Below are 24,257 nucleotides of genomic sequence, written 5' to 3' on the forward strand. Positions count from 1 at the left end.
AAAAGGAACACTACTTTGATAAAAAATAATCCAATACTATCTATAAGTTTCAGGCCATTTTTTATCCTTGCAGCATTAATTGCGATTATTAATCCAAGCATTTGGATTCTTAGTTACTTAGGTAGAATGTCAATTCCGTTCGCAGTTGTTGATCCACTTTTTTGGCATGGGCATGAAATGATTTTTGGCTTTACAGGAGCTTTGATTGCAGGATTTATTTTAACTGCTAGTGCTAATTGGACTAATTCTACTCCATATCAAGGAAATAGCCTTTTATTGTTGATCACGGTCTGGTTAGTGGAAAGACTTTCATATTTTGTTTTCAACAGTGAACATTTTCAGCTTTTGGCAATGAATTTATTTTTCCCTATTTTAACTTTAATGCTATTTAAAAAATTGAGGAATTTTCCAAAACAGAGAAATATTTTTATACCAATAATACTTGGGATAACTGTAGCTAAGGTTCTCCATAGTTGGGGTCATCTTTATTCTGTAGACTATCTTGAAGATTTAGGTAGGGAAATCGCAATTGGCCTAATTCGATTTATCATTCTTTTGATCGCTGGCAGAGTTATTCCATTTTTTACTAGAAAGAAGATTGAGGGAATAGACATAAATCTTCCGAATTGGATTAATCCTTTAAGTTTAATTCCTATAGCATTAATTGTTATTCCTTGGCCTGAAGCTGTGCCAAGATTCGTACTTGGAGCAATATTAACTTTAGCACTTATAGCTAATGTTTTGAGACAGGCTTTGTGGAAACCTTGGGTAACTTTCAAAGTTCCTATTCTTTATGTGTTACACATAGGAATAGCACTAATAAATATTGAGTTATTGATGGAGTTAATAGGTTTATTTAATGACCAAGTTCATTATACACAAGCGGCACTACATCTTCTAATGGCAGGAGGATTAGGAGTTGTGGGGATTGGGATTATGACAAGAGTTAGTTTGGGGCATACTGGTAGGATAATTAAAGCAGACTTCTGGACTTGTTTATCATATTTAGCAATAGTTGTGGGTAGCTTAATAAGAGTATTTGTTCCTATTTTCTTCCCTGATATTTACGTAAGAAGTTTACATTTTGCTAGTGGACTTTGGACGCTTGGTTTTGGGATATTTATAATTAAGTACTTTAAAATACTAACGACTCAAAGACCTGACGGCAAGCCATACTAAGACTATATTTTCTCCCAAGATATTAAATAAAATGTTGATTTAGGAAGTTTATCAAAAAACTTCTTTTGGTATTGTACTTTAATGAACTCACCAGACAAGCTACTTAGTTCTTTTTTGTTTGGAATATTTTTATTTATAAAATGGTACTCTTTTCCTGAAACATCTAGATTAATAGTGGTTGAGTCACTTGAATCGAGAAGTTGTCCATAGACCCAACCAATTTCGACTACTTGTTTATCAAGATAGAAATATATACTACCGCTCGATATAGCGATTAGTAATGCCAATATTATAGCTTTAAACTTAATAGACATTTATAACCTCTTAGAGGTGCCAATCCTCTGCTGCCTCTGGCTGATAAAGTATCTCTACAACCTTTAGAGACTTTGTTTTGCCATTAGGAAACTTCCAGTTTATTTTTTGATTTTTCTTTAAACCAATTAGAGCAGAACCCAAAGGAGCAAAAATTGAAATCTTGGCTTCATTTGTATTAGCATCTTGTGGATATACAATAGTAATAATTGAATCTTTATTAGTTTTTAAATCTAAAAACTTAACTTTTGAATTCATAGTTACAAGATCGTTAGGGACTTCATGATCTGAAATTATAGAAGCTCGATCTAACTCGATCTCTAAATCTTCAAAATTGTGATTTGTATTACTTCCCATTAAATTTGTAAGTCTTAAATAGTCTTTTTCTGTTATTAAAATTCTATCAGTTTCCACTGATTACCTCCATTTTTAAATAATTATTTATGTGAGTTTAGGTTAAAAGCAGCTATTTAACCACTTGAACAAGTGAAGCTGTATTTCGGTGTAGAATGTGTTTTAAGATTATAAAACTCATCTCTTTATATTAGCATATTTAAGTTTAAAATTGAATAAATTTTATGTGACCTAATATATTGTATTACCTTGTGTAATTCATATTTAGAGCTTTCTACTCAGCTAATGCTTTTGAAATTTCACTCCTAAACTGAGTATGGCAGGCAACACAGTTGTTCATAATTACTTTGTGCTTCTTAAGAATATTGTCCATATCTCTTTTCTTGGCGAATTCGACAATTTCCATTGCTGAATCATGAACCTTAGAATCAAAAGCTTTAAACTTGGGCATTCTAATATTGAGAGTTTTTATAACTGTAGGAAGTTGAGTTTTTGGCTTTGGGTGATTGGCCACTTTAAATGCTGCTTTTTCGATGACTTTGAAGTCTTCATAAAAAATGCCTCGATTTAGTTTATCCATAAAATCTCCAAGGCCCTGCATAACACTTTTAAGAGTGGGAGCCTTGTCAGCAGAAAATGCTGAAAAAGTCAGTAATATCAGTAATATGGGTAAAGTGGCACGTTTCATATCAACTCCAGTTTTTATCATTGAATTAGTTACTATACATGTGTATAATTATACAAGTGTATAGTAAAGTCAATGAGGAAAATAGATGTCTAGAAAATCTACCCATACTGATAAAAAACTTTTTGACCAAGGACGTAAGCTCTTAATTAAAAAGGGAGCGTCTAATTTTAGTGTTCGTGAAGTTTGTGATAAGGCCGGGGTTAACCTTGGGATGTTTAACTACCATTTTGGTAGTAAAGATAAGTTTATTAAAAAAATTCTAATGGATATATATGAAAGCTTCTTATCAGACTTTGAGCTAGTTGAAGCTGACTCAAAGCTTAGCACCCTAGAGCTTCAATTAACATTAATGGCCAAGTTTGCTCGGGATAACAGGCACCTTATTCTAGTTTTGCTCAATGATATTTTAAATGGCGAAAAAGCCGTACAAAAGTTCGCTAAATCCAAAATGAGAAAGCATTTTATGATTTTGGCAAAAACATTAAGGTCTTGTCAGAAATCTGGTGAAATCATTGATGCTCCTATTCCCTTAATTCTAACGCAGATTGCAGGAAGTATTGGTCTTTCCAATTTAATTCCTGAAGTTTTAGGCCAATTGGGAGTAAACAAAGTCTTCGATGTAGGACTAAAAGCAATAACCAAAAAACTTACGACAGACGAGGCCATAGAGCAAAGAGTGAAGATTGTGATTCAAGGAATCAAGAAGGTGGATAAATGAAAAATATAACTCTTTATTTTATAAAAAGACCAATATTGGTGAACTTTATCTTGGCACTCAATTTTATTATTGGTGGATACTTTATATACAAAGTTCCTAAAGAAGCCTTTCCTGGGGTTTCAATGAACCAAATTGTTATTGTGACTAAATACCCCGGAGCATCGGCTAAAGACGTTGAATTGAATGTCACAGCTAAGTTAGAAGAAAAGATAGCTGAAATTGGAAATATCAAAGAGTATCGTTCAAGTTCCATCGAAAGTGTATCGAGGGTAACAATATTTGCAGACGATAATCTCAATGAGCTTCAATTTAAAGACCTTTTGTCAGACGTCCAAACTGAAGTAGACAAAATTGATGACTTTCCTTCAGATATTGAGGGACAACCCATTATTACAAGTGTCACAACAGAAGATCGCCCAATAATGGAGATAGCCTTTGCTGGAGATTATAACCACTTAAAAAATACCTTACACGAAATTGAAAATGATCTTCGTAAAGTATCAGGTGTCTCAAATGTTACTTTGGTTGGACTGCCCGATGAAGAAATTCATATTGAAGTAGATGCGCAGAAGGCCCAAGAAAAAGAAATTGATCTCAATTCAATATATTTTGCAATCAATACTAGAAATCAAGTAGGAACTGGTGGAACATTGGAATCTTTTTTGTCTCAAAAAAAGATTGTTTCTTTCAATAAATACGAAAAAGCAGAAGATGTTTTAAATACTGTAATTAGAATGTCTCCCGACGGGCAAGGTGTTTATTTAAGTGATGTTGCTGAAATCAACTATAGACCAAAAGATGAAAAACTCATTGTTCGTAACAATGGAAATCGCGGAGCTTCAATATTAGTGGCCATCAGAAGCGGCGTAGATCAATTAAAAGTCTCTGATAAAATTAAAGAGTTTTTACAAAATAAAGAACTCCCCGATGGAGTATCTTATAAGCTAAATAATGATGTTTCTGATAATGCTAGAAGTAAATTTTCACTTCTTAAAAATAATGGCTTGATAGGGTTTACTCTAGTTTTAATACTACTTTTTTACTTTCTTGGTGGAAAGCCAGCCTTTTGGACTGCTTTTGGAATTCCTTTCACGGTCTTTGGAAGCATGATTATGTTTGTTCCTATGGGAATGACTCTAAACTCAGTTTCAATGGGGGCATTTGTAATCGTTCTTGGGATGATTGTTGATGATGCTATGGTGATAAGTGAAAGATTTGATGTAAATATCGAAGATGGGCAATCCCCAGAGGAAGCGGCCAGTAATGCTGTTGGAAGGCTTTGGCGACCAGTTTTAGCAGCTTCACTAACGACCATTACAGCATTCATGCCTCTTTTGTCTCTTGGTGGGCTTCCGGGGAAGTTCATATGGCAAATGCCAACGGTTGTTATGATGGCCCTATTTGTTTCCTTAATAGATTGCTATTTATTACTCCCTGCTCACTTAGCACACGGAGCTAGTAAACGAGGACAATACCAAAAAAGCAAGGTTGTTATAATCTGGGAAAATCTCTATGAAAAAATGCTTCGCAGGCTCATTGATTTTCGTTACTTTGTGATGCTTGGCTTTCTTTTAATACTTGGCTTTAGCGTATTTATCGGAGCTACCAAAGTTAGAAAAGACTCATTTCCTCAAGAGGCCTCAGAAGGGTTTACAATAAAAGCGACCCTTAAAAAAGGATATGCACCTGAAAAAGTTGAAGAAATAATCAGCGGATTAGAAAAGAGTATCCAAAATCTAAAAAAGAGCGAACTTGTAGGCTACACCACTAGAATTGGTACACACAGTTTGAGTTCTCTCACAAACTTGGGAACCGAAGAGAATTTAGTCGCCTTTATGGTTTATTTAACACCATATAGTGAACGAAATAGAACGGCTCAAGATATTGTAGATGAGCTTCGAGATAGTCATTATAGATTGTACTCTGAAAAAGGATATGATTTAGAATTTGATTTGATGAGGATTGGCCCCCCACTTGGTGAGCCATTTGAAATTATTGTTTCTTCTAATAATAATGAAAATCGCGCAAGCTCTTCTTCAAAAGTTGCAAACTTTCTAAAGACAATTGAGGGGCTTTCAGATGTGAAAGACGATCAAATAGAAGGAAAAGACGAAATTAACCTCAGGCTTAATTATAAAAAAGTTGCCCAAGCAGGTTTAACACCAGCCGACATAATTAGAACTTTAAGAATTGCTTTTGATGGCCAAGTTGTTACAGATTATTCGTCAATTAATAATACTTATGATTTTCGATTAAGGTTGAATAAAAAATCGAGGGGTGATTTTGATTTTGTTTCTAACCTTCCAATAGCAAATAAACGTGGTCAGCTTATAAAGCTAAATACAATGATTGAGTATGAGCAAAGACCATCCTTTGCAGAAATAAAGCACTTTAATGGTCAGCGTTCAACATCTATTACAGGAAACATTAATACTCAGAAAATTACAGCAGTTGAAATGCTTGGGCAATTCAATGAAAAATTTGTTAAGGATAAAAACGTAAAATACACAATAAGTGGTCGACCAGTAGAAGAAGAAAAAATCTTCTCAGGACTAAAAATTGCAGCGTTACTTGCGATTGTTGGAATCTATTTTATCTTGAGCTTGATGTTTGATTCTTATGCAAAACCCTTTTTGATTTTGACTGTAATCCCTTTTGGAGTCGTTGGAATATTTTTATCCTTTTTTGCTCATGGTTTACCAATTTCAATGTTTGCAGGAATCGGGCTAATTGGACTTTCAGGGATTGTGGTTAATGATTCAATTGTTCTCGTAGACCACATAAGTCAACTTCTCAAAGAAAATGGTAAGTTCTCCAAGGAGATTCTTATTCAAGGAGCCAAAGAACGGCTTCGTCCAATTTCTCTGACTACAGTAAGCACAATTCTCGCGGTGGCCCCAACGGGCTACGCTATTGGAGGCTATGATCCTCTGTTGTCTCCACTATCATTGGCCATATTGTATGGGCTTTTATTTGGAACAACAGTCGTTCTTATTTTTATGCCAAATATGTATGTTATTGGTAATGATTTAGGGAACTTTATGAAAAAATTTAAAGGTAACAAAAAGGCAGCACATTTATCAGTTTTATTAATTCCTTTATTAATCGGCTTACATACGCAAGATGTTAAAGCTGAAGAAAAGATAAATATCAAAAGGATTGTAAAGCTTGTCGAAAATACTAATGAATTTAAAATTCAAAATGAGTCTGTGAATCAGTCTGAATTTGGCATTGATGCTGTTGATGGAATGCTTGATTCAAAACTAAAATCAAAACTTTTCAAATACTCCTCGGTGAACTATCCCAACCCACCGATCTCTCTTGATTCTGAAAGAGAGGGATACGGGCTTAGCATTGATTATGAAAAAATGACTTCATTTGGTGTTAAGCTTGGCTTGGGGGTTGGATTTGAGGATAAGGAGCTTGGGACTGTACCGACAAATAATCAATTTAGTCTTGATGCTATGGATAGTGTATATAAGGCCACTCTTGCAGTTCCACTTTGGCGAAATTTTGGCAGTGAGGAATATCACTTAAACAAAAATGCTGCCGTTTTTAAAAAGGAAACTCAAAATCTTCAAAGTAAGTCTTTAAAAGACAAGCTAATTATAGAGGCCGTAAAGTATTATTGGTCTATTGTTAAGTTAGAAGAAGAGCGCATTATTGCTCAGAACTCACTTGCTAGGTTTAAAGAACTACATAAGTTAAACGTAACTAAAAGAAAATCAGGGATTATTAGTAAAGCTGAGTTCTTGACCTCTGAGGTTGAAATTACAAGCCGTGAGAAAATTTTAAAAGATTTAGAGTCTAGGATAAGAACGGAAAAATTAAGCCTAGAAAGTGTTTTAGAATTAGAGTCTTCTGTTCTAATCGTAAATGATAAAATGAAAGCATCAAGTTCACTTCTAAACAGCAACCAAAATTCTGCACTTAATTTAGTAGAATCAGGCCTTACATTTAAACAAATGCAAAACAATAGTGAATTTTTTAATGAGTTAGTTTCAGTTGAAAATGAAAAAGCTAAATCAAATATTGATTTCTTTGTGTCTTTAAAGAGCTTTGGACGTGGTGATGACCTCAGCAACTCAATTAGTGAAAACACTCAAGATAAGTATGAGGTGTTTGCTGGTATTACTTGGGACTTTGACTTAGGAACCAAGAAAAACGATTCTGCTAAAGCGACAGCGATGAGTCGTAAAAGGCAAGCCGACTACAGGAGAGATAAAACAAAGCTTCAGCTTGTAAAGGGAGTTAAGACTTTAAAAGAAAAAGTAATGTCAAACAAAGAACAGATCGTATTCCTTGAAAAAATGAAAAAGCAGCAGTTTAGTATTTTGAAAGCCGAAAAGAAAAGGTTTAGAAACGGAAGGATTACTACTTTAGATTATGTGAAGCTACAAGAGGCTTTTGATCGAAGTTCATTACAAGTTATAGCACTAAACTATTTGAATGAAATAACAGCTCTTAATTTATATTTTACTGTTGGAAAAACAGATGAATATTTAAAAACCTATATGGAGTAAAACATGAAGAAACTACCTGAAAATGTAAGCGTATATAAACGCACCCCTGATTTTAATGAAGAAACTGTCCCTGCTGGGTTGCTAAAGGCCCATACAACAAAAGAAGGCACATGGGGAAAAATTTGTGTCTCCAAAGGGAAATTAATATATACAATAGAGAAAGAACCACAAGAGACTATTGAGCTAACGCCCGAAAAATTCGGAGTTGTTGAGCCTCAAGTTCCTCATCATGTAAAACCCTTGGGTGACGTTGAGTTTCATGTGGAGTTTTTAAAGTGAATCATAAACGAGAAAAAATCATTGCCTTAATTTTTGGCTTACTGGCAATAGGATTCGGAGCCATGACGATAAAGTCTGGGGGTTTTGCTCTTTTTGGTGGCATAGAGGGAAAAGAATTTGCTGGTAAATATGTCCCATTTGTACTTTGGTTTAATTTTATTGCAGGGTTTTTCTATGTAATATCTGGAATTGGTATCACCTTAAGAACCAAGTGGGCCTTAAAAATATCCTTTGCTTTAGCAATCTTAACATCGTTAGTATTTATTGCTTTTGGTGTTCATACTTTCTTAGGAAATCCCTATGAAATGAGAACAGTTGGTGCAATGACTGTGCGCACTGTATTTTGGGTAATGATTTCTGTATTTTTAGTAAAAATATCACACAAAAGAAATAGTGGAATCCCACTGTAGTCAATCCTAGGGTAAGAAGATACTTACCCTAGGAAAATTTTCAATCATCAATTTCCGATTTGATGATCTCGGCTGTTACAGGGCTAAAGTAAACTTCAACTTTTTGCCCTTGTGGATTTCTGCCATAAATTTCATAACAAGTACCGGGCTGTTTAAATTTTCGGATTTTATAGCCTTTTTTAACCATTTTTGCTTTAAAATCTGATTCGCTCATCCATTTACTTTTTGGTTCAGAAGTACAGTTTTTTTTGGCATAAACTTGAGTGGTTAAGGTTAACATTGCAGCGATTAAAATTACTTTTGCTTTCATTTTTTTCTCCGATTGTTTGGTTTTTTCATCATGTATCCACTATGGAGCAATTTCAGATATTTTATAATGGGCAAATGACCTAATGACTTGAAATTTAGGACTTTAAGTCATCCGCCCCATGTATTTTTCATGGAAATATTCGATATTGGGATTAGGTCAAAAGGAGATTTCTATGGAAAATTCAAAAGCTTATGATTTGCCTGTCAGAATATTTCACTGGGCGTTTGCACTACTATTTGTGATGTCATTTTCGATCGCTAAACTAATTGATGATGACTCAGCGCTCTGCTCCTACCACATGTTATCAGGGATTCTAATGGTATCCATCGTGATACTAAGGATTGTCTGGGGATTGGTGGGGTCAAAAAATTCAAGATTCAGCTCTTTTAAGTTGAGACCTTCGGAGTTGATTGCTTATATGAAATCAGTGGTCTCGAATAAGTCTCAAAGATATTTAGGGCACAATCCAGCATCAAGTTATGCAGCCATTCTCATGATGATTTTTACTTTGGGGATTGGTTTTTCCGGCTTGATGATGAGCTTAAGAATTAATAAGCATTTTTTTGAGGAAATTCATGAATTACTTGCGAATGGCTTTTTAGTTGTAGTTCTTTTTCATATAGCAGGTGTTCTTTTACATCAATTTAAACACAATGATGGGATGATCTTTAGTATGCTTAACGGGAAAAAAGCTAAAATAGATGATGAAAGTGAGATAAAATCAAATCACCCTTTAGTGGCAATTGTTTTTGTCATATTTTTAATTGGGATGGGAAGTTACATATTAAAAAGCTTTGATGGAAATACGGGAAAGCTGAATGCCTTTGGGGCCCAACTTCAATTAGGTGAGAATGAGCACGATGAACACAAGGATGAGAGAGAGAGTTTTGTAAATGAAGAACATGACGATGACGATGATAATGAGGAAGATGACGACTAGGAAAGTTAAATGAATAAAAAAGAAAGACTTATAATTTCTGGTATTTTACTACTTATCAGTTTAATGACGACATTTGACCTTCTGACTGATCTTAAGGAAGGGGTTGTTTGGTGGCATGTTGCTATTGAGGGAAGTGTCGCTGTAATAGCATTAATTGGTGTTTATTTTCTAATTAAGGGAACATTTACATTAAGAAAATCACTAAAAAAGGAAAGAGAGTTATCGGCTATGCTCACTGAAGAAAACTCTCACTGGAAAGAAAGCTCAAAAAAGTTTCTAGACGGCTTGAGTAAGTCAATTGATACTCAGCTGGAAAAATGGCAACTTACTAAATCTGAAAAAGAAGTGGCATTTTTATTAATTAAAGGTTTTAGCTTAAAAGAGATTGCTGAGTATAGGTCAACAGCAGAAAAAACTACACGGGCACAGGCGACTTCAATTTATGCAAAATCAGGAGTATCTGGACGCTCTCAATTATCAGCATTTTTCCTTGAAGACTTGCTGATTCCACAATCCGAAATTTAGGGGTAGTTATTTCTTCGTCATCCTTTTAGTAAAGCTCTCTAACGTAGGAAGTCCCATATGAACTTTAATGATGGTTTCCTTCTTTATCACCCTAGTTGAAATGTTCAAAACAGTAGTACCTGAAATCACGGTAAATATAATCGCAAGAAATATCTCAATTAACGCACGCATGCTAGTCCTCCCTTCTCTTAAGCTCTCGCTTAACAATGTCTTTTACTGTCGACGGATACCATGACCCACCGAGTTTAGTTGGTATGTTTTTATCGTTTAAGTATTCAGAGATTCGCTTGAATGAATAACCTTTCTCTCGAAGGGAAATCATTTTTTCAATTACCTTTTGTTCTCCTTTATGAACTACACGCGTAGTCCCAATAAGCTTTTCACCGAAGCGAAGAGTAGGTGCTTTCACTTCTTCTTTTTTGAATCCAAGGGCACGAGTTGCATCACTTATTGAAGAGTGTCAATTTTAATTGAAAATTCCCCATTTATTTCATTTGAAAATTCCCCACTACTAAGTAAAAAATATATTAATTTCTTTTTAATTGATCTTTTCTGTCCTTTAATCGATAGCTTTCACCTTTAACATTCACAACTGTACAGTGATGTAAAAGTCTATCTAAAACAGCAGATGCAATTACATTGTCTCCAAAAATACTACCCCATTCAGAAAAGCTTTTATTAGAGGTTAATATTATTGAATGCTTTTCATATCGTTTTGATATTAATTGAAAAAACAGATTTGCCCCTTGTTTATCAAATGGTAGATAGCCTACTTCATCGATAATTAGAACTTTGTACTTGGTTAATGTTTTTAGTTTCGTTGCTAAATTATTTTCAAACTGTGATCTATTAAGTGCTGTGATCAATTCGTGGCAATTCATATAGTAACAACTATATTTGTTTCTAACGGCATCCATTCCGAGAGCTATTGATAAATGAGTTTTTCCAACACCTGGTGGCCCTAGTAGTATTACGTTCTCTCCATTTTCTACAAAACGCATTGTCCTCAGTTCATTTATGGTTTTTACATCAATAGAAGGTTGATAATTAAAATCAAATTGTTCAAATGTTTTCCGATAAGGGAATCCCGCAACATTTGTTCTCATTTTAAGCGATTTTTCATCCTTGTGACATCTTTCTTCATTCACTAGATAATCTAATGCTTCTGTTATTGATGCTTGCTCTTTTACTGCTCGTTCTAGATAATTATCTAAAATTTCAGAAATTTTTGTCAGCTTTAATGCCTCTAAATTTTGATTAAGTCTTTCATAGGAAAAGTTCATTGTAATACTCCTTGATAAAAATTTAAGTCTCTTTCTTCAACATTGATATTTAAATCGACGCCAGAAACAGTATGAATCTCATTATTAGTTTTTTTGCTTTCTTTAATTTTTGGGCGATAACCAGAACCATATCGTTTTTCTGCAAGTCCATCTAAATGTTCCGGGTTAGTTATATAAATAGTTCCTAATTCGTTTATGGTATGTTCAGCAATAATTTTTTCTCGATAATAAACAATTATATTTTCTTCACTCAATTTTATTGCGACTTCTTTGTTTACGTATTGATAGGGAACTGAATATTTTTTTGAAAATAAATTAAAATGAGAATCAATAAAAACTTTTCGATAATATATTTTTGATAGATCAAAATATTTATTTTCAACTGTTATTAAGTTTTCATGCTTTAATCTATCAAATGGTTTTTCTTTTATTGTTGAATGAACCTGATTATTAACTTCATTTAACCAGTCTAAGGCCTTACTGTTGAGGTCCTTCAGTGATTTAAATGTTTCCTCATCAAAAAATGAAGTTCGAACATATTTAACAGTGTTTTCAACTTTTCCTTTGGTATTAGGTTTATAAGGGCGTGCTAAAATTGGATTAAAACCATAATAAACGTAAGTCGTCGACACTACCCGTTGGTTTAGGCAATTTTTTCTGATTGTTGGTTTTTGTATTCGGCCGGAGTAAGAATGGATTGATTTTGGTGGATAGCAAAAACTATTTCTTTAAAATATTCTCTCGGATTCACTTTATTCAATTTACAGGATTCAACTAAAGAAAAAAGAATTGAGTTCGTCTTTGCCCCTCTTTTTGAATGAGTTCCATACCAGGTTTTTCTCCCTATCACAGGTGATCTTAATAGTCTCTCTTGTGAGTTATTATCAATCGGCACCTCTTGATAATTTGTAAACCTCGTTAATTCATCAAAGTTTTTAATTAAATAATCCATCGCTTTAACTAATGAACTTTTTTTAGAATAACTATTCATCGTTCTTAAGGACTTTGCTTCCATTGCCTTAAAATAAATTCTCTGCCAGCTACGCCTGCTTTTAAAATCTTTATTTTTTTCCAAACCATAAATCTTCTCATAGCACCTAAGAAAAAAATCACTCTCATTCTCATAGGACTTCTCTGATTCCTTGAACTTGCGCCTTGCATGGGCATTGCAGTAAATAATTTGGATTTTCTTATCCCTGTTTTCATTTGCCACCCGTACTGCTTTCCTATAACCACTAAACACATCACTCACTAAAAATTCGCAATCCGACTCTTTTAATAATTCTGAGGCAACTTCTCCTGATCTCGTATCCCTTGCTTCAAAATAAGCTGATCTATCCGTCGAAAAACCCCACAGGTACCAATGACTCTTCTTATCTCCCTCTAGCATCCTATGCGGGGTCTCATCTGCATGCAAAACTTTAGATTTTAAAATCTCAAGTTTAATACTTTTATAAACATCTTCTAAATAATCTGCCAGACTATGCGTCGACTGAATCAGCGAGTTTGCAGGTAACCCTGCCACCCCTTGTCTCTCTGCAATTGCCGCATATCTCTCCACTGGAATCAGGTCACAGTACTTACTTAATGCCACATCAATCGTCATTTCATCACTGTAGCTGGATCCTGATTTAACTCTAGGAATCGCTGGAGCTGTCACAAGTGCTCCCTGGCAACTTGAACATCTGTACTTATGCCTCTTCTGCTTCACCACGTAATAGCGCTTCGGAATTACCGTCAGATACTCACTATCCTCTGTCAAACCAGAATCTTGCATTACACTTTGGCAGCACGGACAGTTGGGCAACTCATCCAATTCCACATCTTTCACCATCACATCAATATTTGGATACCTCTCACTAGGAAGTAAAACCCGCTTCCTTGGTGGTTTTTTATCTTTATTATTAGCTCTTGGTTTATCTGACTTCTCTGAACTCTTTCCAAAAAGCCTATGTTTAATATTGATTGTTTGCTCTTCCAATAAAAAACTTTTTTGTTCAGCTGAAGTTATTTTATTATGAAGTTTTTCAATATATTTTTGTAGTTGATGATTTAGATTCTGCTCGCTTTTATGGAGCTGAATCAACTCATCTTTTGTTAAAAGATCATATTTATCATTAGGAATAGGTTCAAAAAGATACTGTTGATTCATTCCTATACTATTAAGTTTAAAATACAATTTGTATAGGCCCATGGCCCAATAAAATGAACTTTATTTTAAATTTCTTTAGGACTGTCGATAAAACGCTTATTTAGGTCTGCACCCTCAAAAAATAAATTAAACTCCGCCTGTGTTAATTTTATTTTTCCAGGATGATAAGGGTTAATTTTGCAAAATAAACTTCTCTCTAGACGCTTTGAGACAATAACAAAACCTGTGCCATCATAATACAAGCATTTGCAACTTGTACGTCTTCTGTTGATAAAAACAAACAAGTGTCCACTCATAGGATCTTCATCTAGCAGATTCTTTACTTTGCTAAACAATGAATCGTAGGACGCCCTCATATCAGTTGACTCCTTAGAGATAAATATCTTTGTCCTACGATTCATTGCAATCAATTCAAGCTGCCTTTTTTAAAAAATCTAATAATAAATCAGCGTCACTAAACCTGATTATTTTTGAGTTGTCCCACACAAGTTCAATCCCATGAACTTTCCCTGCCACAGACAAAACAGAATTTTTTTCAGACTCTACCTCAACAATAACTTCACTAAAGTCCAGTCCATCAAAGAAACCTTCTCTTTTTAGTTGTTTTGCTTTTCCCATTAGCTTTGCCATTTTTCTTTGGTCCACTCCAAGTGCTTTATAAAATCCATAGGCCGCACCTGTCCATTGTTCCCATGCAAAGAGAATCTCTCCAAGAAGTTCATCTGGCAGGTTTGTGATTTTCCCCTTGGGAGTTCTGTAAGAACTAATTTTTTTACTCAAAATTGTTAAATCCATTATTAAAACCTCCTGTTTTATGGATAGTTCTAATATCTCAGGAAAAATCAAATTGAAAAGACGGGGAACTTTGACGATTTACTAATAAACAGCAAACTCCATAAATCTTTTATTAAACTCTGAATCTGTGACCCTAAAAGCTCTTCTAATCACAACTGATTTTAAATTATCGTAAAGAATGTCTTTTGTATGTCCACCAAAATATTCAAAAGATTTATTATGGCCCATTAAAAAATTTTCAGTATTGTCGCCATCAAAAAAATGAATAAATTTTGTTCTCGAAAAACCTAGTACAATCACGAAACAACATAATCGAACATCTTTTTTTAAATCCTGATCATATAATTTTCCGAAGTATCCCCAATCAACTTGGGCCTGCTCTCCCGGTAAAGTTTCAAATAAGAGAACTGCTTTTGCCCGATGTTTGTCCTTAATTGTTTTTACATACTTACTAACAATTACATATTCACCGGAATATCCTTGTTGTTTGATTTCTTTGAATAGTTTTTTAGCTGTTAAATTATATTTTTGAAGTCTACCGTCAATATAGGTTTTATAGTCATCTAATTTTGAGGCTGATTTTTTTCTACTATATCCTTGTGGAGGTGTTTCACTATTTAGTAATTTTCGTACAGTCTTTCTGTCAAAATTAAGATTTCTAGATATCTCTGATATATTCAATCCATTATTTTTTAGATTTCTGATCATTCCCCAAACCTTTACACTTAACATTTATTCCTCCATGAAAATTGTTAGTGTTTACATTGTACACTGCTATGCGTGGGGAATTTTCAAATGTAATTTTTGGGGATTATTCAATTAAAATTTACAAGAGCGAGGCCAGCCTGTTAATTTTGAAATTTCATAGCTAGAAAGGTCTTTTTCTAAGTACAGTTTCCGCAAAAGTTCCGAATTTTGAATGGGTTTGTTGAAGAAATGAGTAATGATAACAGGCACATAATTCGCGTAGTCACAGAGTTCGTCTAGCATTGTCGAACGTCCACCATTTTTCTATTTCAAATTGAGACAATTCATGAATAATAATGACGTTAGATGGATCCAACGACTAGAAAACTTAGAAAAGGCTTTTCAGGAGTTTCAAGAGGCCGTTGATCTTGCAAAAAGTAGGCAATTAACTAAGTTAGAAAAGCAAGGGCTCATACAAGCTTTTGAATATACTCATGAACTCTCTTGGAACGTCCTAAAAGATTTTTTTATTGATCAAGGAAATAATACAATTGCTGGTTCCAAAGATGCAACAAGAGAGGCCTTTAAGGTAGGCATCATAAAAGATGGCCAAATTTGGATGGACATGATTAAAAGTAGAAATCTCACTTCTCATTCTTATAATCAAGAAACTGCAGAAACTATTGTTTCAAATATTATGACAAAATATTATTCTCAATTTAAAGACCTCATTTCTGAACTGAACTCGAGAAAATAATGTCAAGTCATAACACTGGTTTAACAGATGATATCATTGAGAATATTAAAAATATCATCTTGAATAATTCTAAGGTAGAAAAAATCATACTCTACGGTTCTCGCGCCAAGGGAAACTTTCGTTCTGGATCGGATATTGATATCTGTTTAAAAGGTAAAGAACTCACAACGAACGATATCTTAAGTATTGAAGATAAATTAGATGATTTAAACCTACCTTATACATTTGATCTTTCAATTTTTCATTTGATTGATAATTCAAGTTTAAAAGACCATATTTCGAGAGTTGGAATTAATCTTTCTGACCTTTAAGTGTTTTACATTTCATTTAAATAGCTTTTAAACTCTTACGTAAAAAAATGCGGGAGCTCACCGAAAGAGACAATGGAGACAGTGCGCCGTTGATTAGCGAGAGGAGGACCTTTATCATAAAGGAACGATCTTGATCATTGTGTTGAGTTAATATATTCTTCTATCTCTGAGTTAATTCCATCTTCGAAAGACAGCGGTGCAAAACCAAAATCTTTGCTCGCCTCTTCATATGAAAAGGCCTTATCTTCATTCATTCTCATAACTTGCTCTACTGAAAAAATCGCTTTTTTAGGGAGTAAAAAATTATATATTTTCGCACCTAAAATACATAAAGATATTGGAAAGTGTATAAAAACAGTTCTTCTGTTTAGCTTGCGAGAGACAGTTTTAAGTAAATCAATATAAGGGAGAGGCTCCTTGCCTGAAAGGTCATACTGTTTGTTAATTGTTTTTTCTTTATTTATTAAAACCTTAATATAAGCATCGCCTGGGCCCATTGCGACAACAGGTTGCATCAAGTTCTCACCTGTTCCAAATACGGGGAAAAATTTAAATTTGTATAAGAAGTTTACTGGCCTCCAAATGTTCTTATCTGAACTACTTCCATAAATCATAGTTGGTCTAAGAATTGTCAAATTTTTATAAGATTCAATGAGGGCGTCTTCAATTCTGATATATTCAGCAGAGGCAGATTTAAACACTGAAAACCTTCCTGTCGTATGGACCAATATAAACCAAGCGACACCCATTTTTTCACCAGTTTTAACTAGGTTTTCTGAATAGTTAATTTCAGCTATATGAATGACCGTCTTAATCCCTTGCATAGATTTTTCTATAGTCTCATTGTTTTATCTTTAACACAGTGAGAATCACCCTGAGAATGGACTAAATTTTGGGTTTAAGGTCATCTCATCTCATCTATTAAAAACGAAGACATTCTCATCATACTGTTTGCGATTGTCCCAATTGACCCGTAAACTCTGTTCGCATTTAGTTTCTTACAGGGAAAGTGTTTAAAGTCCAATCCATACTTTTGCTCCTTAATAAAGTTTTCACAGTTCGCCCTCTTACGATAAAATTGAATAACTTTCTTAGCCTTCAATTAATGCTGAAATAGATTTGTTCAAATCGCATAATACTTATATCAATCAAGCGTATCTTCAATTTCAGAAGTGTTTACCTTTGATGCCCGAATAAAAACAACCCTTAAAAAATTTAATCTACCTGCCAGATCTTTGTTCGGATAAATTGCATTAGATAGTTCACATTGATCGCAGTCAAAAAAATTAGGATTAGTCTTTTTCCTCTTCATCGTATTTTGATTGAGTCTCAGAATATGTTTATAAACATTTTCTTTCATGGCCAGTGTGAATTTAGCATTCTGATTAATACAAGTATTCATGACTCCTATGTTGCAATAAGCAGAATCTCCTCTAAGGAATTTGTTCATATTTTTTTCAACTTGTTTGAAAATATTCCTAATCATAGTACCGGCGCCGTTCGCTGAATACGTCCCACCCGGACGCAATTGAAAACAATAACTAAAACCATATTGATCATAAGCATTTATGGAGTTTAATCCCCAAGTATTTATATAATCATATTCGAGTCCTTCCATCTTAAGACCTCTTTAAATATGAGGAGTACTGTCAATCGAGAGTTCAAATTTATTATCATATTTAAGAGAACGTCTTTGATTTAAAGAAACTGAGATTAACAATTGCTCCAGTTCTTCAATGCTTTGGATATTAAATAATCTTAAAAACTCACCGGCAGTGGTAGAAGCAATACCATTATTTGTGACATTGCAAAATAAAGAGTCTAACCTTAACCAATCAAGATCATCCAGGCAGTCAGCACCACAAATAAAAGAAAATAAGAGAGTTTTATATTTTTTGATTTGAGGTTTAGTGAGCAGAGATGACAAGTGTGACTCAATATTTAGTAAATTATACATTTGGTCATAAATTTTTATGCCTCCAAATGAAGAAAAGTCTTTATGAATTGATTCAAGAGATACAAATTTATTGCCCATGGGAAGCTCTTTTTTGTTTGTTGTTTTTTTTATTTTTCGCGAACTGATCTTAATAAACATGAAGTGCTTTTTCATTCAGCACGGCCATTAATGCAAGGCCGTAACTTCAAAGATAAAATTTAAATTTGGGTGAATTGTGAAAAACAATGAACTGGTCCATTGGGACAAACTTTAAGTGATATTTGGTGAAATTCTATGAGGATTTAGGATCTAGCTTCTTGACAAAATTCTCTATTATTTTTTTTGCTTGTTCATATTCATCTAAAAATTTGATCATCTTTTCAGGGCTATTTTTAATCTCATCATTGTTTTGGTCTCGTAAAATAAGAATAAATTTCAAGATAGGAGTATTTTCAAATACACTTAAATTACCGTTGACAGACTCGCTTTTTACTTGAATATCGATAGAAAAATGGTTTGATTTATAATCCCAAGTACCACTAGCAACCGGTGAATTTAATTCTGGATTCATAATAATGTCTGGCCCAAATTCTTGTTTAAATTTTCTGCAAATGTCTATAAAACTATTTAATAGACCTTCATGTTCTTCAACATTATAAGAAAATTCAATTCGCCCTTCCCTTAATGACATTTTTATCACCTTATATTTTACTTAAACATGTTTAAAACAAATGGAACAAATCTCTTATCGAATTGGACAGCTAATCAGTTTTGTATGTGATTATTTTATCTAATTTCATTGATACTGCAATATTTGTTTTTTAATTTATTTCATGGCCAAAAATGTAATCCAGTTAAATTTAAATTAATAAGTCACTTTTCATCAACACACTTCTATGAGACACTTAAAAAACTTGCATATTATTGATGTTTGCAAATGTAAATTTTAAATTATTTTATTCATGATATTCTTGGTATATCAGGGGTTAGGCATAATTTTTGACAGGCCGTTTGATATCCAAATAAATATCGTGAAAATTTATAGTGATTTTCTTCTTTCTAAACAGAGAGGATATAAAGAATTTTTTGATAAAGATTATGAGGGTCATAAAATTGAAGTCTATTTTTATTTTTCTTATTTTATACACTCGGATTGTCTATGGTGCATTCGAAGAAAGACCTAGGCCCTTTCAGTTTATTACAGATGTTCCTAGTACTCTGAAATCAGCATGGGATCTCTCGTTCAATACCAAAAAAGAAACTCTTTACGCTTGGGGTGGAATATTTTTATCAACTGGTCTTCTCATTTATTACGATGAAGAAATATTATCTGAATTCCAACGCTTCGGAAGAAAAATTGGTATTGGAAATGGAGACGGAACGACAAGTTTTCTTAAAGTTGGCTCAATCAATATATTTCGTGGGCCAACTGACGTTGGTTCAACCCTTTACTATTTAGGAGATGGTTGGACACATGCTTTTATTGGTCTAGGTTTTGTCTTAACTGGTCTTGCAAAAGATTCAAACAGGACTTTGACAACAGGAAGTCAAATTTTTAATGGTATGATTTCGAGTACAATTGTGAATCAAATTGCCAAAAGAAGTTTTGGTCGAGAAAGTCCTTACAGAAAGTCAGCTAAAAGAGGTCGATGGAGGCCATTTCCTTCTTTTTCCACCTATAATAATAATATTTCAAAATACGATGCTATGCCAACTGGTCATCTCATGACTGCCACAATGACTTTTACTATTATTGATGAAAATTATCCAGAACAGCGGTATTGGCTAAGACCTTTTGCCCTGACATGGATGGCGCTATTAGGCTATCAGATGGTTAATAACGGAGTCCATTGGATAAGTGATTATCCCCTAGGTATCATGATGGGATACGTTTTTGGTAAGGCCGCGGCAAAATCGGGCCAAACTGAAGTTTCACAAAATGGAAAATGGAATTTTCTTCCAATATATGAAGTCAGTCCAAATGAACATGTTTATGGAGTTGCCGGGCTTTTTTCTTTCTAAAGAAAAAACACCAATTTTATTTTTTTCACTCAAATACACTTCTAAAATACACTCTTTCTTTGCAAAATAGTATTTTGGTCGTGAATAAGATACCACTTGCCTTCATAATGTCTAAAAATTAAGGTTATATATATATCGATGTCAAAGTTCTCACCTGTTTCATCTCTATTTTTATAATTTGAAATCATTGTAGAAAAACCCAATTCACCAGAAGTGTGATAATCTTTAATTTCAGAAGTAAATTCACCAGTATTTCCAAAAAACCATTTCTTTTGAGAATCTTTGAAATCCTCAATAGTTTTATACTCCCTTCCATCTGGCAATATTGCATAAATTCCAAGCTCATCATGGAGATAACTTTCAAATTTCAGATAATTTTTATCTAAGACTGCCGTTAAAAAATCAGATATAACCATCTTAAATTTTTCATTCGAATTTTTAAAATATTTTTGATTTTTATACATATCCATTTCACTCCTTTTGTATATATCCACAGAACAAGTAAGCCTAGAAAATCAATGAACTCAAAAATAGCGTTCAAATTCAAAAATTTAAAAGATTGTGCTTTTTTATTCAAGATAGATCAACTAATTCTATTATACAAATTTCTTTGAAATTAGATCATTTAAAATTAGATTAACAACTTTATCTCTATTTTCTTTAAGAGAATGATCTGTTTTAATCTCTTTATAGAAACAATTTTGATGAAGCAAATTTACTAAATCTAGTGTTGTTTGTTCTGGAACTTCATTATCATTGATAGCTTGATAAATATAAATAGGTATATCTGAAAGAATTTCATTTGCAAACTTTCTTGGACTAAAAAACAATCCTATATCAATTAATTCATCAATATACTCAGCTTTTGTTTTTTTCTCAAAAAGGTAAGGAACTTCTAAAACAACTAAATCAAAAAGTGATTCGATCTCAGGTCTTGATCCAATGAGGTTAAAAGGTGAAAATAGAGCTAAGCCAGCAATATTTGTTGTGAGTTTATGAGCTAAGTTTAGGGCCACTAAACCTCCCCAACTATGGCCAAAAAGATAAATTTGTTCATATCCTTTTTCTGTCAGCGATTCACAATACTTCAAGGAATCCTCAATCGAACCAGTAAAAGAGAATATGCCTTCACTTTTGCCTAGACCTTTATAATGTAAAAGATAAGTATCCAATTTAAAGGTCTGAGCAAAATTTTCTGCGATATCAATGTTTTTTTCTATTTTAGGATCAACTGGAGAGATCGAAGATTCTGCGGGAAATCCATGCAAAAATAATATTGCTTTTTTTGTCTGTGAATCAACATCGTTTTGAAATTTTTGAATATACATTTTTTATACCTATGAAATTTAGTGCTAAGTAACATAGGATAGTTTGTTTTGATAGAATAAATCTAAATTACATCATCTTTTTTACAATCATTGTGGGCCTATCAGGACCAACCTTTTTAAATACATATTATAGAATTTGTGAAAGAAAACTTTTTAATCGCTCACTTTTTGGTGAAGCAAAAATTTCTTGTGGACAACCTTGTTCAATTATTTTTCCATGGTCCATGAAGATGACTCTATCGGCAACTTCTTTTGCAAATCCCATCTCATGAGTTACTACAAGCATCGTCATTCCTTCTTTGGCCAGAAGTTTCATGATATCTAAGACTTCTCCCACCATTTCAGGATCTAAAGCACTTGTAGGTTCGTCAAAGAGCATAAATTCGGGGTTCATGGCCAGAGATCTTGCAATCGCGGCCCTTTGCTGTTGGCCTCCTGAAAGTTGTTGAGGATACTTTTCAGCTTGGTTTGCAATTCCTACTTTATCCAATAATTGTTTTGCTTTTAGTTCTATCTCTGCTTTGTTTTCTTTTTTTACGATCTGTGGAGCTAGAGTAATATTGTGTAAAATAGTCTTATGCGGAAATAAATTGAAAGACTGAAAAACCATTCCAATGTTTTCTCTTATTTTATCAATATTTGTTTTTTGGCCAAATACATCTACTCCATCTATAAAAATGTGTCCTGAATCAATATCTTCAAGTCTATTTATAGATCTAAGTAAAGTACTTTTTCCAGAACCTGAAGGTCCAATAATTACGACCACTTCACCTTTTTTGATTGTTAAATCAACATTATCAACTGCGGTTATTTTTCCATTGTTATAAGTTTTTATTACATTTGTAACTTCAATTGCATTCATGTTCTATATCCTGCAGACATCTTAAATTCTAATTTTTTTACTAGCAAAGAAAGTACAAAAGTAAGGATAAAATAAAGGCAAGCTACAGTGATCCAAGTTTCAAAAACCATAAATGAAGAAGATACTATTTCACGGCCGGCCTTTGTTAAATCTGTAAGGGCCATTACTGAAACAAGGGATGAGTCTTTTATTAAACTTATAACTGTTCCGGCCAGAGCTGGTAAAGTTATTTTAAAAACTTGTGGCAGAATGACATGAATCATAGCTTGTGTTTTTGTCATACCTAGAGATCTTGCTGCTTCCATCTGTCCAAAATGAATTGAATCAATACCTGAACGAATAATTTCTCCAGTATAAGCACCAGCAAAAACACCTAGAGCAATAAAACCGCAGACAAATCTATCATCAATTCCAATAACCGTGCCAATGACGAAATATATAATAAAGAGTTGGACTAGTAGGGGAGTACCTCTAATTACCTCGACGTAAAAAGTTGAAGGCCATTTGAAAATAGGGTTTCGACTTGTTCTGGCCAGACCAGTCATTATACCTAGAATTAAGGCAAGAATGCTGGCACAAAGTGAGATTTTGACAGTCACCCAGAGTCCTTTGAGCAAAATACCAATTCTCCATTCATAAGTTTGAAAAAGTGTATCCCCTTCGTAGACTTCTTCTCCATCTTGTACAAGTAAATCAGCATTTTTAAATGAATATGTTTGTATTTGTTGATTATCATTTTGAATAATGAGCTTATTATTTTTTTTATCTAATTGGATTTTTCCGTCAATTGGGGATTCAACTTTGATGTTTTGATGATTTAAAAAATACTGAGGAATGAGTTGCCAATTCCATTTATAGTCGAAATCTACTGTTATTTTATAGGTGGTAAGTAAAAAGGCAATTGTAAAAAAAAGAAGTATAATATACCATTTACTCTGATGTGAATTTATGATCATTATTTAATCCTTTTTTCCCATTCATAGCTTTCAAACCATCGTTTGTAATACTTATCGTAGGTTCCATCATTTTTAATTTGCCTCAACCAATTGTTTAGCCAATTCAAAAAATCAGGATCAGACCTTCTAAAAGCAAAAGCTAGAGGTTCATAAGTAAAAGGTTTAGATAAAAAGATTGCTTTACCATTTGCTTTTGTTTCAAAGAAGGTTTTATTTTGAAAAAGATCATATACAAAAGCATCAACTCTTCCATTCAAAACTTCTAGTGCTCCTTCTTGAGAAGTTTGATATGATTTATACTGCGCCAAAGGCAATAATCTTTTTACTGCATTTTCTCCAGTCGTTCCAAGTTTACTAGCAATAGTATATTTTTTATTATTTAGTTGTTCGTAGCTTGTAATTTTTCCTTCGTGTTTTTTGTTAAGAAGGATTGTTTGTCCAATAACAATATAAGGATCAGAAAAAGAAAGTTTTAAGTTTCTTTGCGGTGTAATAGTCATTCCTGCAATAATGATGTCATATTTTTTTGTAAGAAGTCCTGGAATGATACCATCCCATTCAGTGTTTATAATTTCAAGTTTAACTCCCATGGCCTTGGCCATTTGTCTGGCAATATCGACATCGAAACCAATAATCTGACCTTTTTTGTCAAGCATCTCAAAAGGCATGTAACCAGCTTCTAATCCTACTTTAAGAGCTCCCGTTTTTAGAATGTTTGAAATAGTATCTTCGGCAATTAGTGGTTTGCAGAGGAGAACAAGTATTAATAAAAAAGATATTAACTTCAGATAATTCTCCTTGATAAAATTCTATTTTTGTTAAGAAAAGGTTAACATACAATTTGAGTAACAGCTTGACGCAAAATGTTGACTGATAACAAAAGCACAAATCTTAGATATTTAAAGAAACTCTAAAATTGAATTTTATAAA

The 24,257-nt window shown here is 33.4% G+C and carries 32 protein-coding genes; 10 read left to right on the forward strand and 22 right to left on the reverse strand.

Annotated features, from left to right (window positions below):
• Positions 1 to 15 precede the first annotated feature (15 nt).
• Positions 16 to 1,179, forward strand: coding sequence for an NnrS family protein (locus H6622_12515; GenBank protein MCB9062335.1), 1,164 nt, complete (start codon positions 16 to 18; stop codon positions 1,177 to 1,179).
• A 2-nt stretch (positions 1,180 to 1,181) separates the two neighbouring features.
• On the opposite strand, the gene H6622_12520 is transcribed toward H6622_12515, so the two are convergent.
• The 3 genes from H6622_12520 to H6622_12530 form a co-directional block, all read right to left on the reverse strand.
• Positions 1,182 to 1,493 (reverse strand): hypothetical protein, encoded by a 312-nt coding sequence (locus H6622_12520; GenBank protein MCB9062336.1) that lies wholly within the window; start codon positions 1,491 to 1,493, stop codon positions 1,182 to 1,184.
• A gap of 10 nt (positions 1,494 to 1,503) precedes the next feature.
• Positions 1,504 to 1,905: a nucleoside diphosphate kinase regulator gene (rnk, locus tag H6622_12525; protein ID MCB9062337.1), complete on the reverse strand. Its 402-nt coding sequence runs from the start codon at positions 1,903 to 1,905 to the stop codon at positions 1,504 to 1,506.
• Positions 1,906 to 2,119: 214 nt separating this feature from the next.
• Positions 2,120 to 2,533, reverse strand: coding sequence for a cytochrome c (locus tag H6622_12530; protein MCB9062338.1), 414 nt, complete (start codon positions 2,531 to 2,533; stop codon positions 2,120 to 2,122).
• Between the two features lie 85 nt (positions 2,534 to 2,618).
• On the opposite strand from H6622_12530, the gene H6622_12535 reads away from it, so the two are divergent.
• From H6622_12535 to H6622_12550, 4 genes are read left to right on the forward strand one after another with little or no spacing between them, the layout of a single operon-like run.
• A complete protein-coding gene (locus H6622_12535) occupies positions 2,619 to 3,251 on the forward strand; it encodes a TetR/AcrR family transcriptional regulator (GenBank protein ID MCB9062339.1) in 633 nt (210 codons plus the stop codon).
• Entirely contained in the window at positions 3,248 to 7,774 is a 4,527-nt protein-coding gene (locus tag H6622_12540) for an efflux RND transporter permease subunit (GenBank protein MCB9062340.1), read from the forward strand. The genes H6622_12535 and H6622_12540 overlap by 4 nt, the downstream gene beginning before the upstream one ends.
• Before the next feature lie 3 nt (positions 7,775 to 7,777).
• Positions 7,778 to 8,053 carry a DUF1971 domain-containing protein gene (locus H6622_12545; GenBank protein ID MCB9062341.1) on the forward strand — a complete coding sequence of 92 codons (276 nt, stop codon included), beginning with the start codon at positions 7,778 to 7,780 and terminating at the stop codon, positions 8,051 to 8,053.
• Positions 8,050 to 8,463: a hypothetical protein gene (locus tag H6622_12550; GenBank protein ID MCB9062342.1), complete on the forward strand. Its 414-nt coding sequence runs from the start codon at positions 8,050 to 8,052 to the stop codon at positions 8,461 to 8,463. Before H6622_12545 ends, H6622_12550 begins: the two co-directional genes overlap by 4 nt.
• Positions 8,464 to 8,503: 40 nt before the next feature.
• On the opposite strand, the gene H6622_12555 is transcribed toward H6622_12550, so the two are convergent.
• Positions 8,504 to 8,773, reverse strand: coding sequence for a PepSY domain-containing protein (locus H6622_12555; GenBank protein MCB9062343.1), 270 nt, complete (start codon positions 8,771 to 8,773; stop codon positions 8,504 to 8,506).
• Positions 8,774 to 8,945: 172 nt separating this feature from the next.
• On the opposite strand from H6622_12555, the gene H6622_12560 reads away from it, so the two are divergent.
• On the forward strand, positions 8,946 to 9,713 hold the full coding sequence (locus H6622_12560; GenBank protein MCB9062344.1) for a cytochrome b/b6 domain-containing protein: 768 nt from the start codon (positions 8,946 to 8,948) through the stop codon (positions 9,711 to 9,713).
• Positions 9,714 to 9,722: 9 nt separating this feature from the next.
• Positions 9,723 to 10,238 carry a response regulator transcription factor gene (locus H6622_12565; protein MCB9062345.1) on the forward strand — a complete coding sequence of 172 codons (516 nt, stop codon included), beginning with the start codon at positions 9,723 to 9,725 and terminating at the stop codon, positions 10,236 to 10,238.
• Positions 10,239 to 10,244: 6 nt separating this feature from the next.
• On the opposite strand, the gene H6622_12570 is transcribed toward H6622_12565, so the two are convergent.
• From H6622_12570 to H6622_12605, 8 genes are all read right to left on the reverse strand, one after another.
• Positions 10,245 to 10,409: a hypothetical protein gene (locus H6622_12570; GenBank protein MCB9062346.1), complete on the reverse strand. Its 165-nt coding sequence runs from the start codon at positions 10,407 to 10,409 to the stop codon at positions 10,245 to 10,247.
• A 1-nt stretch (position 10,410) separates the two neighbouring features.
• Positions 10,411 to 10,647 (reverse strand): recombinase family protein, encoded by a 237-nt coding sequence (locus H6622_12575; protein MCB9062347.1) that lies wholly within the window; start codon positions 10,645 to 10,647, stop codon positions 10,411 to 10,413.
• Between the two features lie 118 nt (positions 10,648 to 10,765).
• A complete protein-coding gene (locus H6622_12580; protein MCB9062348.1) occupies positions 10,766 to 11,521 on the reverse strand; it encodes an ATP-binding protein in 756 nt (251 codons plus the stop codon).
• Positions 11,518 to 12,153, reverse strand: a complete 636-nt coding sequence (locus tag H6622_12585; protein MCB9062349.1) for a transposase — start codon at positions 12,151 to 12,153, stop codon at positions 11,518 to 11,520. The genes H6622_12580 and H6622_12585 overlap by 4 nt, the downstream gene beginning before the upstream one ends.
• A gap of 11 nt (positions 12,154 to 12,164) precedes the next feature.
• Entirely contained in the window at positions 12,165 to 13,715 is a 1,551-nt protein-coding gene (locus H6622_12590) for an IS66 family transposase (protein ID MCB9062350.1), read from the reverse strand.
• A 23-nt stretch (positions 13,716 to 13,738) separates the two neighbouring features.
• Positions 13,739 to 14,029, reverse strand: a complete 291-nt coding sequence (gene tnpB, locus H6622_12595; GenBank protein MCB9062351.1) for an IS66 family insertion sequence element accessory protein TnpB — start codon at positions 14,027 to 14,029, stop codon at positions 13,739 to 13,741.
• Between the two features lie 55 nt (positions 14,030 to 14,084).
• Positions 14,085 to 14,468 (reverse strand): hypothetical protein, encoded by a 384-nt coding sequence (locus H6622_12600; protein MCB9062352.1) that lies wholly within the window; start codon positions 14,466 to 14,468, stop codon positions 14,085 to 14,087.
• Positions 14,469 to 14,549: 81 nt separating this feature from the next.
• Positions 14,550 to 15,200 (reverse strand): IS21 family transposase, encoded by a 651-nt coding sequence (locus H6622_12605; protein MCB9062353.1) that lies wholly within the window; start codon positions 15,198 to 15,200, stop codon positions 14,550 to 14,552.
• Positions 15,201 to 15,501: 301 nt separating this feature from the next.
• On the opposite strand from H6622_12605, the gene H6622_12610 reads away from it, so the two are divergent.
• Together H6622_12610 and H6622_12615 are read left to right on the forward strand one after the other, a co-directional pair.
• Positions 15,502 to 15,912, forward strand: a complete 411-nt coding sequence (locus H6622_12610; GenBank protein MCB9062354.1) for a nucleotidyltransferase substrate binding protein — start codon at positions 15,502 to 15,504, stop codon at positions 15,910 to 15,912.
• Entirely contained in the window at positions 15,912 to 16,223 is a 312-nt protein-coding gene (locus tag H6622_12615) for a nucleotidyltransferase domain-containing protein (protein ID MCB9062355.1), read from the forward strand. Before H6622_12610 ends, H6622_12615 begins: the two co-directional genes overlap by 1 nt.
• A 134-nt stretch (positions 16,224 to 16,357) precedes the next feature.
• Here H6622_12615 and H6622_12620 read toward each other — a convergent pair whose 3' ends face one another.
• From H6622_12620 to H6622_12640, 5 genes are all read right to left on the reverse strand, one after another.
• Complete coding sequence (locus tag H6622_12620; GenBank protein MCB9062356.1) at positions 16,358 to 17,047, reverse strand: NAD(P)-dependent oxidoreductase; 690 nt, start codon at positions 17,045 to 17,047, stop codon at positions 16,358 to 16,360.
• An 80-nt stretch (positions 17,048 to 17,127) separates the two neighbouring features.
• Positions 17,128 to 17,325: a transposase gene (locus tag H6622_12625; protein MCB9062357.1), complete on the reverse strand. Its 198-nt coding sequence runs from the start codon at positions 17,323 to 17,325 to the stop codon at positions 17,128 to 17,130.
• Between the two features lie 42 nt (positions 17,326 to 17,367).
• Positions 17,368 to 17,841 carry a transposase gene (locus H6622_12630; GenBank protein ID MCB9062358.1) on the reverse strand — a complete coding sequence of 158 codons (474 nt, stop codon included), beginning with the start codon at positions 17,839 to 17,841 and terminating at the stop codon, positions 17,368 to 17,370.
• Between the two features lie 12 nt (positions 17,842 to 17,853).
• Entirely contained in the window at positions 17,854 to 18,318 is a 465-nt protein-coding gene (locus H6622_12635) for a hypothetical protein (protein ID MCB9062359.1), read from the reverse strand.
• A gap of 133 nt (positions 18,319 to 18,451) precedes the next feature.
• Complete coding sequence (locus tag H6622_12640) at positions 18,452 to 18,850, reverse strand: hypothetical protein (GenBank protein ID MCB9062360.1); 399 nt, start codon at positions 18,848 to 18,850, stop codon at positions 18,452 to 18,454.
• A gap of 422 nt (positions 18,851 to 19,272) precedes the next feature.
• On the opposite strand from H6622_12640, the gene H6622_12645 reads away from it, so the two are divergent.
• Positions 19,273 to 20,181, forward strand: coding sequence for a phosphatase PAP2 family protein (locus tag H6622_12645; GenBank protein MCB9062361.1), 909 nt, complete (start codon positions 19,273 to 19,275; stop codon positions 20,179 to 20,181).
• A gap of 41 nt (positions 20,182 to 20,222) precedes the next feature.
• On the opposite strand, the gene H6622_12650 is transcribed toward H6622_12645, so the two are convergent.
• From H6622_12650 to H6622_12670, 5 genes are all read right to left on the reverse strand, one after another.
• Positions 20,223 to 20,651 (reverse strand): nuclear transport factor 2 family protein, encoded by a 429-nt coding sequence (locus H6622_12650; GenBank protein ID MCB9062362.1) that lies wholly within the window; start codon positions 20,649 to 20,651, stop codon positions 20,223 to 20,225.
• A 126-nt stretch (positions 20,652 to 20,777) separates the two neighbouring features.
• The gene (locus tag H6622_12655; GenBank protein MCB9062363.1) at positions 20,778 to 21,509 is read right to left on the reverse strand and encodes an alpha/beta fold hydrolase; all 732 of its coding nucleotides are present in this window, start codon (positions 21,507 to 21,509) and stop codon (positions 20,778 to 20,780) included.
• A 127-nt stretch (positions 21,510 to 21,636) separates the two neighbouring features.
• Positions 21,637 to 22,371, reverse strand: a complete 735-nt coding sequence (locus H6622_12660; protein ID MCB9062364.1) for an amino acid ABC transporter ATP-binding protein — start codon at positions 22,369 to 22,371, stop codon at positions 21,637 to 21,639.
• The gene (locus tag H6622_12665) at positions 22,368 to 23,327 is read right to left on the reverse strand and encodes an ABC transporter permease subunit (protein ID MCB9062365.1); all 960 of its coding nucleotides are present in this window, start codon (positions 23,325 to 23,327) and stop codon (positions 22,368 to 22,370) included. The genes H6622_12660 and H6622_12665 overlap by 4 nt, the downstream gene beginning before the upstream one ends.
• Complete coding sequence (locus tag H6622_12670; GenBank protein ID MCB9062366.1) at positions 23,327 to 24,115, reverse strand: transporter substrate-binding domain-containing protein; 789 nt, start codon at positions 24,113 to 24,115, stop codon at positions 23,327 to 23,329. Before H6622_12670 ends, H6622_12665 begins: the two co-directional genes overlap by 1 nt.
• Positions 24,116 to 24,257: the final 142 nt, after the last annotated feature.

The sequence above is a fragment of the Halobacteriovoraceae bacterium genome, from assembly GCA_020635115.1.
Taxonomy (GTDB): Bacteria; Bdellovibrionota; Bacteriovoracia; order Bacteriovoracales; family Bacteriovoracaceae; genus JACKAK01.

What these genes read in the sequence shown, in the direction of transcription:
- H6622_12520 (MCB9062336.1), bottom strand. Translation starts at nt 1,493, where the DNA reads ATGTCTATTAAGTTTAAAGCTATAATATTGGCATTACTAATCGCTATA.
- H6622_12530 (MCB9062338.1), bottom strand. Translation starts at nt 2,533, where the DNA reads ATGAAACGTGCCACTTTACCCATATTACTGATATTACTGACTTTTTCA.
- H6622_12535 (MCB9062339.1), top strand. Translation starts at nt 2,619, where the DNA reads ATGTCTAGAAAATCTACCCATACTGATAAAAAACTTTTTGACCAAGGA.
- H6622_12540 (MCB9062340.1), top strand. Translation starts at nt 3,248, where the DNA reads ATGAAAAATATAACTCTTTATTTTATAAAAAGACCAATATTGGTGAAC.
- H6622_12545 (MCB9062341.1), top strand. Translation starts at nt 7,778, where the DNA reads ATGAAGAAACTACCTGAAAATGTAAGCGTATATAAACGCACCCCTGAT.
- H6622_12555 (MCB9062343.1), bottom strand. Translation starts at nt 8,773, where the DNA reads ATGAAAGCAAAAGTAATTTTAATCGCTGCAATGTTAACCTTAACCACT.
- H6622_12560 (MCB9062344.1), top strand. Translation starts at nt 8,946, where the DNA reads ATGGAAAATTCAAAAGCTTATGATTTGCCTGTCAGAATATTTCACTGG.
- H6622_12565 (MCB9062345.1), top strand. Translation starts at nt 9,723, where the DNA reads ATGAATAAAAAAGAAAGACTTATAATTTCTGGTATTTTACTACTTATC.
- H6622_12570 (MCB9062346.1), bottom strand. Translation starts at nt 10,409, where the DNA reads ATGCGTGCGTTAATTGAGATATTTCTTGCGATTATATTTACCGTGATT.
- H6622_12580 (MCB9062348.1), bottom strand. Translation starts at nt 11,521, where the DNA reads ATGAACTTTTCCTATGAAAGACTTAATCAAAATTTAGAGGCATTAAAG.
- H6622_12590 (MCB9062350.1), bottom strand. Translation starts at nt 13,715, where the DNA reads ATGGGCCTATACAAATTGTATTTTAAACTTAATAGTATAGGAATGAAT.
- tnpB (MCB9062351.1), bottom strand. Translation starts at nt 14,029, where the DNA reads ATGAGGGCGTCCTACGATTCATTGTTTAGCAAAGTAAAGAATCTGCTA.
- H6622_12600 (MCB9062352.1), bottom strand. Translation starts at nt 14,468, where the DNA reads ATGGATTTAACAATTTTGAGTAAAAAAATTAGTTCTTACAGAACTCCC.
- H6622_12605 (MCB9062353.1), bottom strand. Translation starts at nt 15,200, where the DNA reads ATGTTAAGTGTAAAGGTTTGGGGAATGATCAGAAATCTAAAAAATAAT.
- H6622_12610 (MCB9062354.1), top strand. Translation starts at nt 15,502, where the DNA reads ATGAATAATAATGACGTTAGATGGATCCAACGACTAGAAAACTTAGAA.
- H6622_12615 (MCB9062355.1), top strand. Translation starts at nt 15,912, where the DNA reads ATGTCAAGTCATAACACTGGTTTAACAGATGATATCATTGAGAATATT.
- H6622_12620 (MCB9062356.1), bottom strand. Translation starts at nt 17,047, where the DNA reads ATGCAAGGGATTAAGACGGTCATTCATATAGCTGAAATTAACTATTCA.
- H6622_12630 (MCB9062358.1), bottom strand. Translation starts at nt 17,841, where the DNA reads ATGGAAGGACTCGAATATGATTATATAAATACTTGGGGATTAAACTCC.
- H6622_12635 (MCB9062359.1), bottom strand. Translation starts at nt 18,318, where the DNA reads ATGTTTATTAAGATCAGTTCGCGAAAAATAAAAAAAACAACAAACAAA.
- H6622_12640 (MCB9062360.1), bottom strand. Translation starts at nt 18,850, where the DNA reads ATGTCATTAAGGGAAGGGCGAATTGAATTTTCTTATAATGTTGAAGAA.
- H6622_12650 (MCB9062362.1), bottom strand. Translation starts at nt 20,651, where the DNA reads ATGGATATGTATAAAAATCAAAAATATTTTAAAAATTCGAATGAAAAA.
- H6622_12655 (MCB9062363.1), bottom strand. Translation starts at nt 21,509, where the DNA reads ATGTATATTCAAAAATTTCAAAACGATGTTGATTCACAGACAAAAAAA.
- H6622_12660 (MCB9062364.1), bottom strand. Translation starts at nt 22,371, where the DNA reads ATGAATGCAATTGAAGTTACAAATGTAATAAAAACTTATAACAATGGA.
- H6622_12665 (MCB9062365.1), bottom strand. Translation starts at nt 23,327, where the DNA reads ATGATCATAAATTCACATCAGAGTAAATGGTATATTATACTTCTTTTT.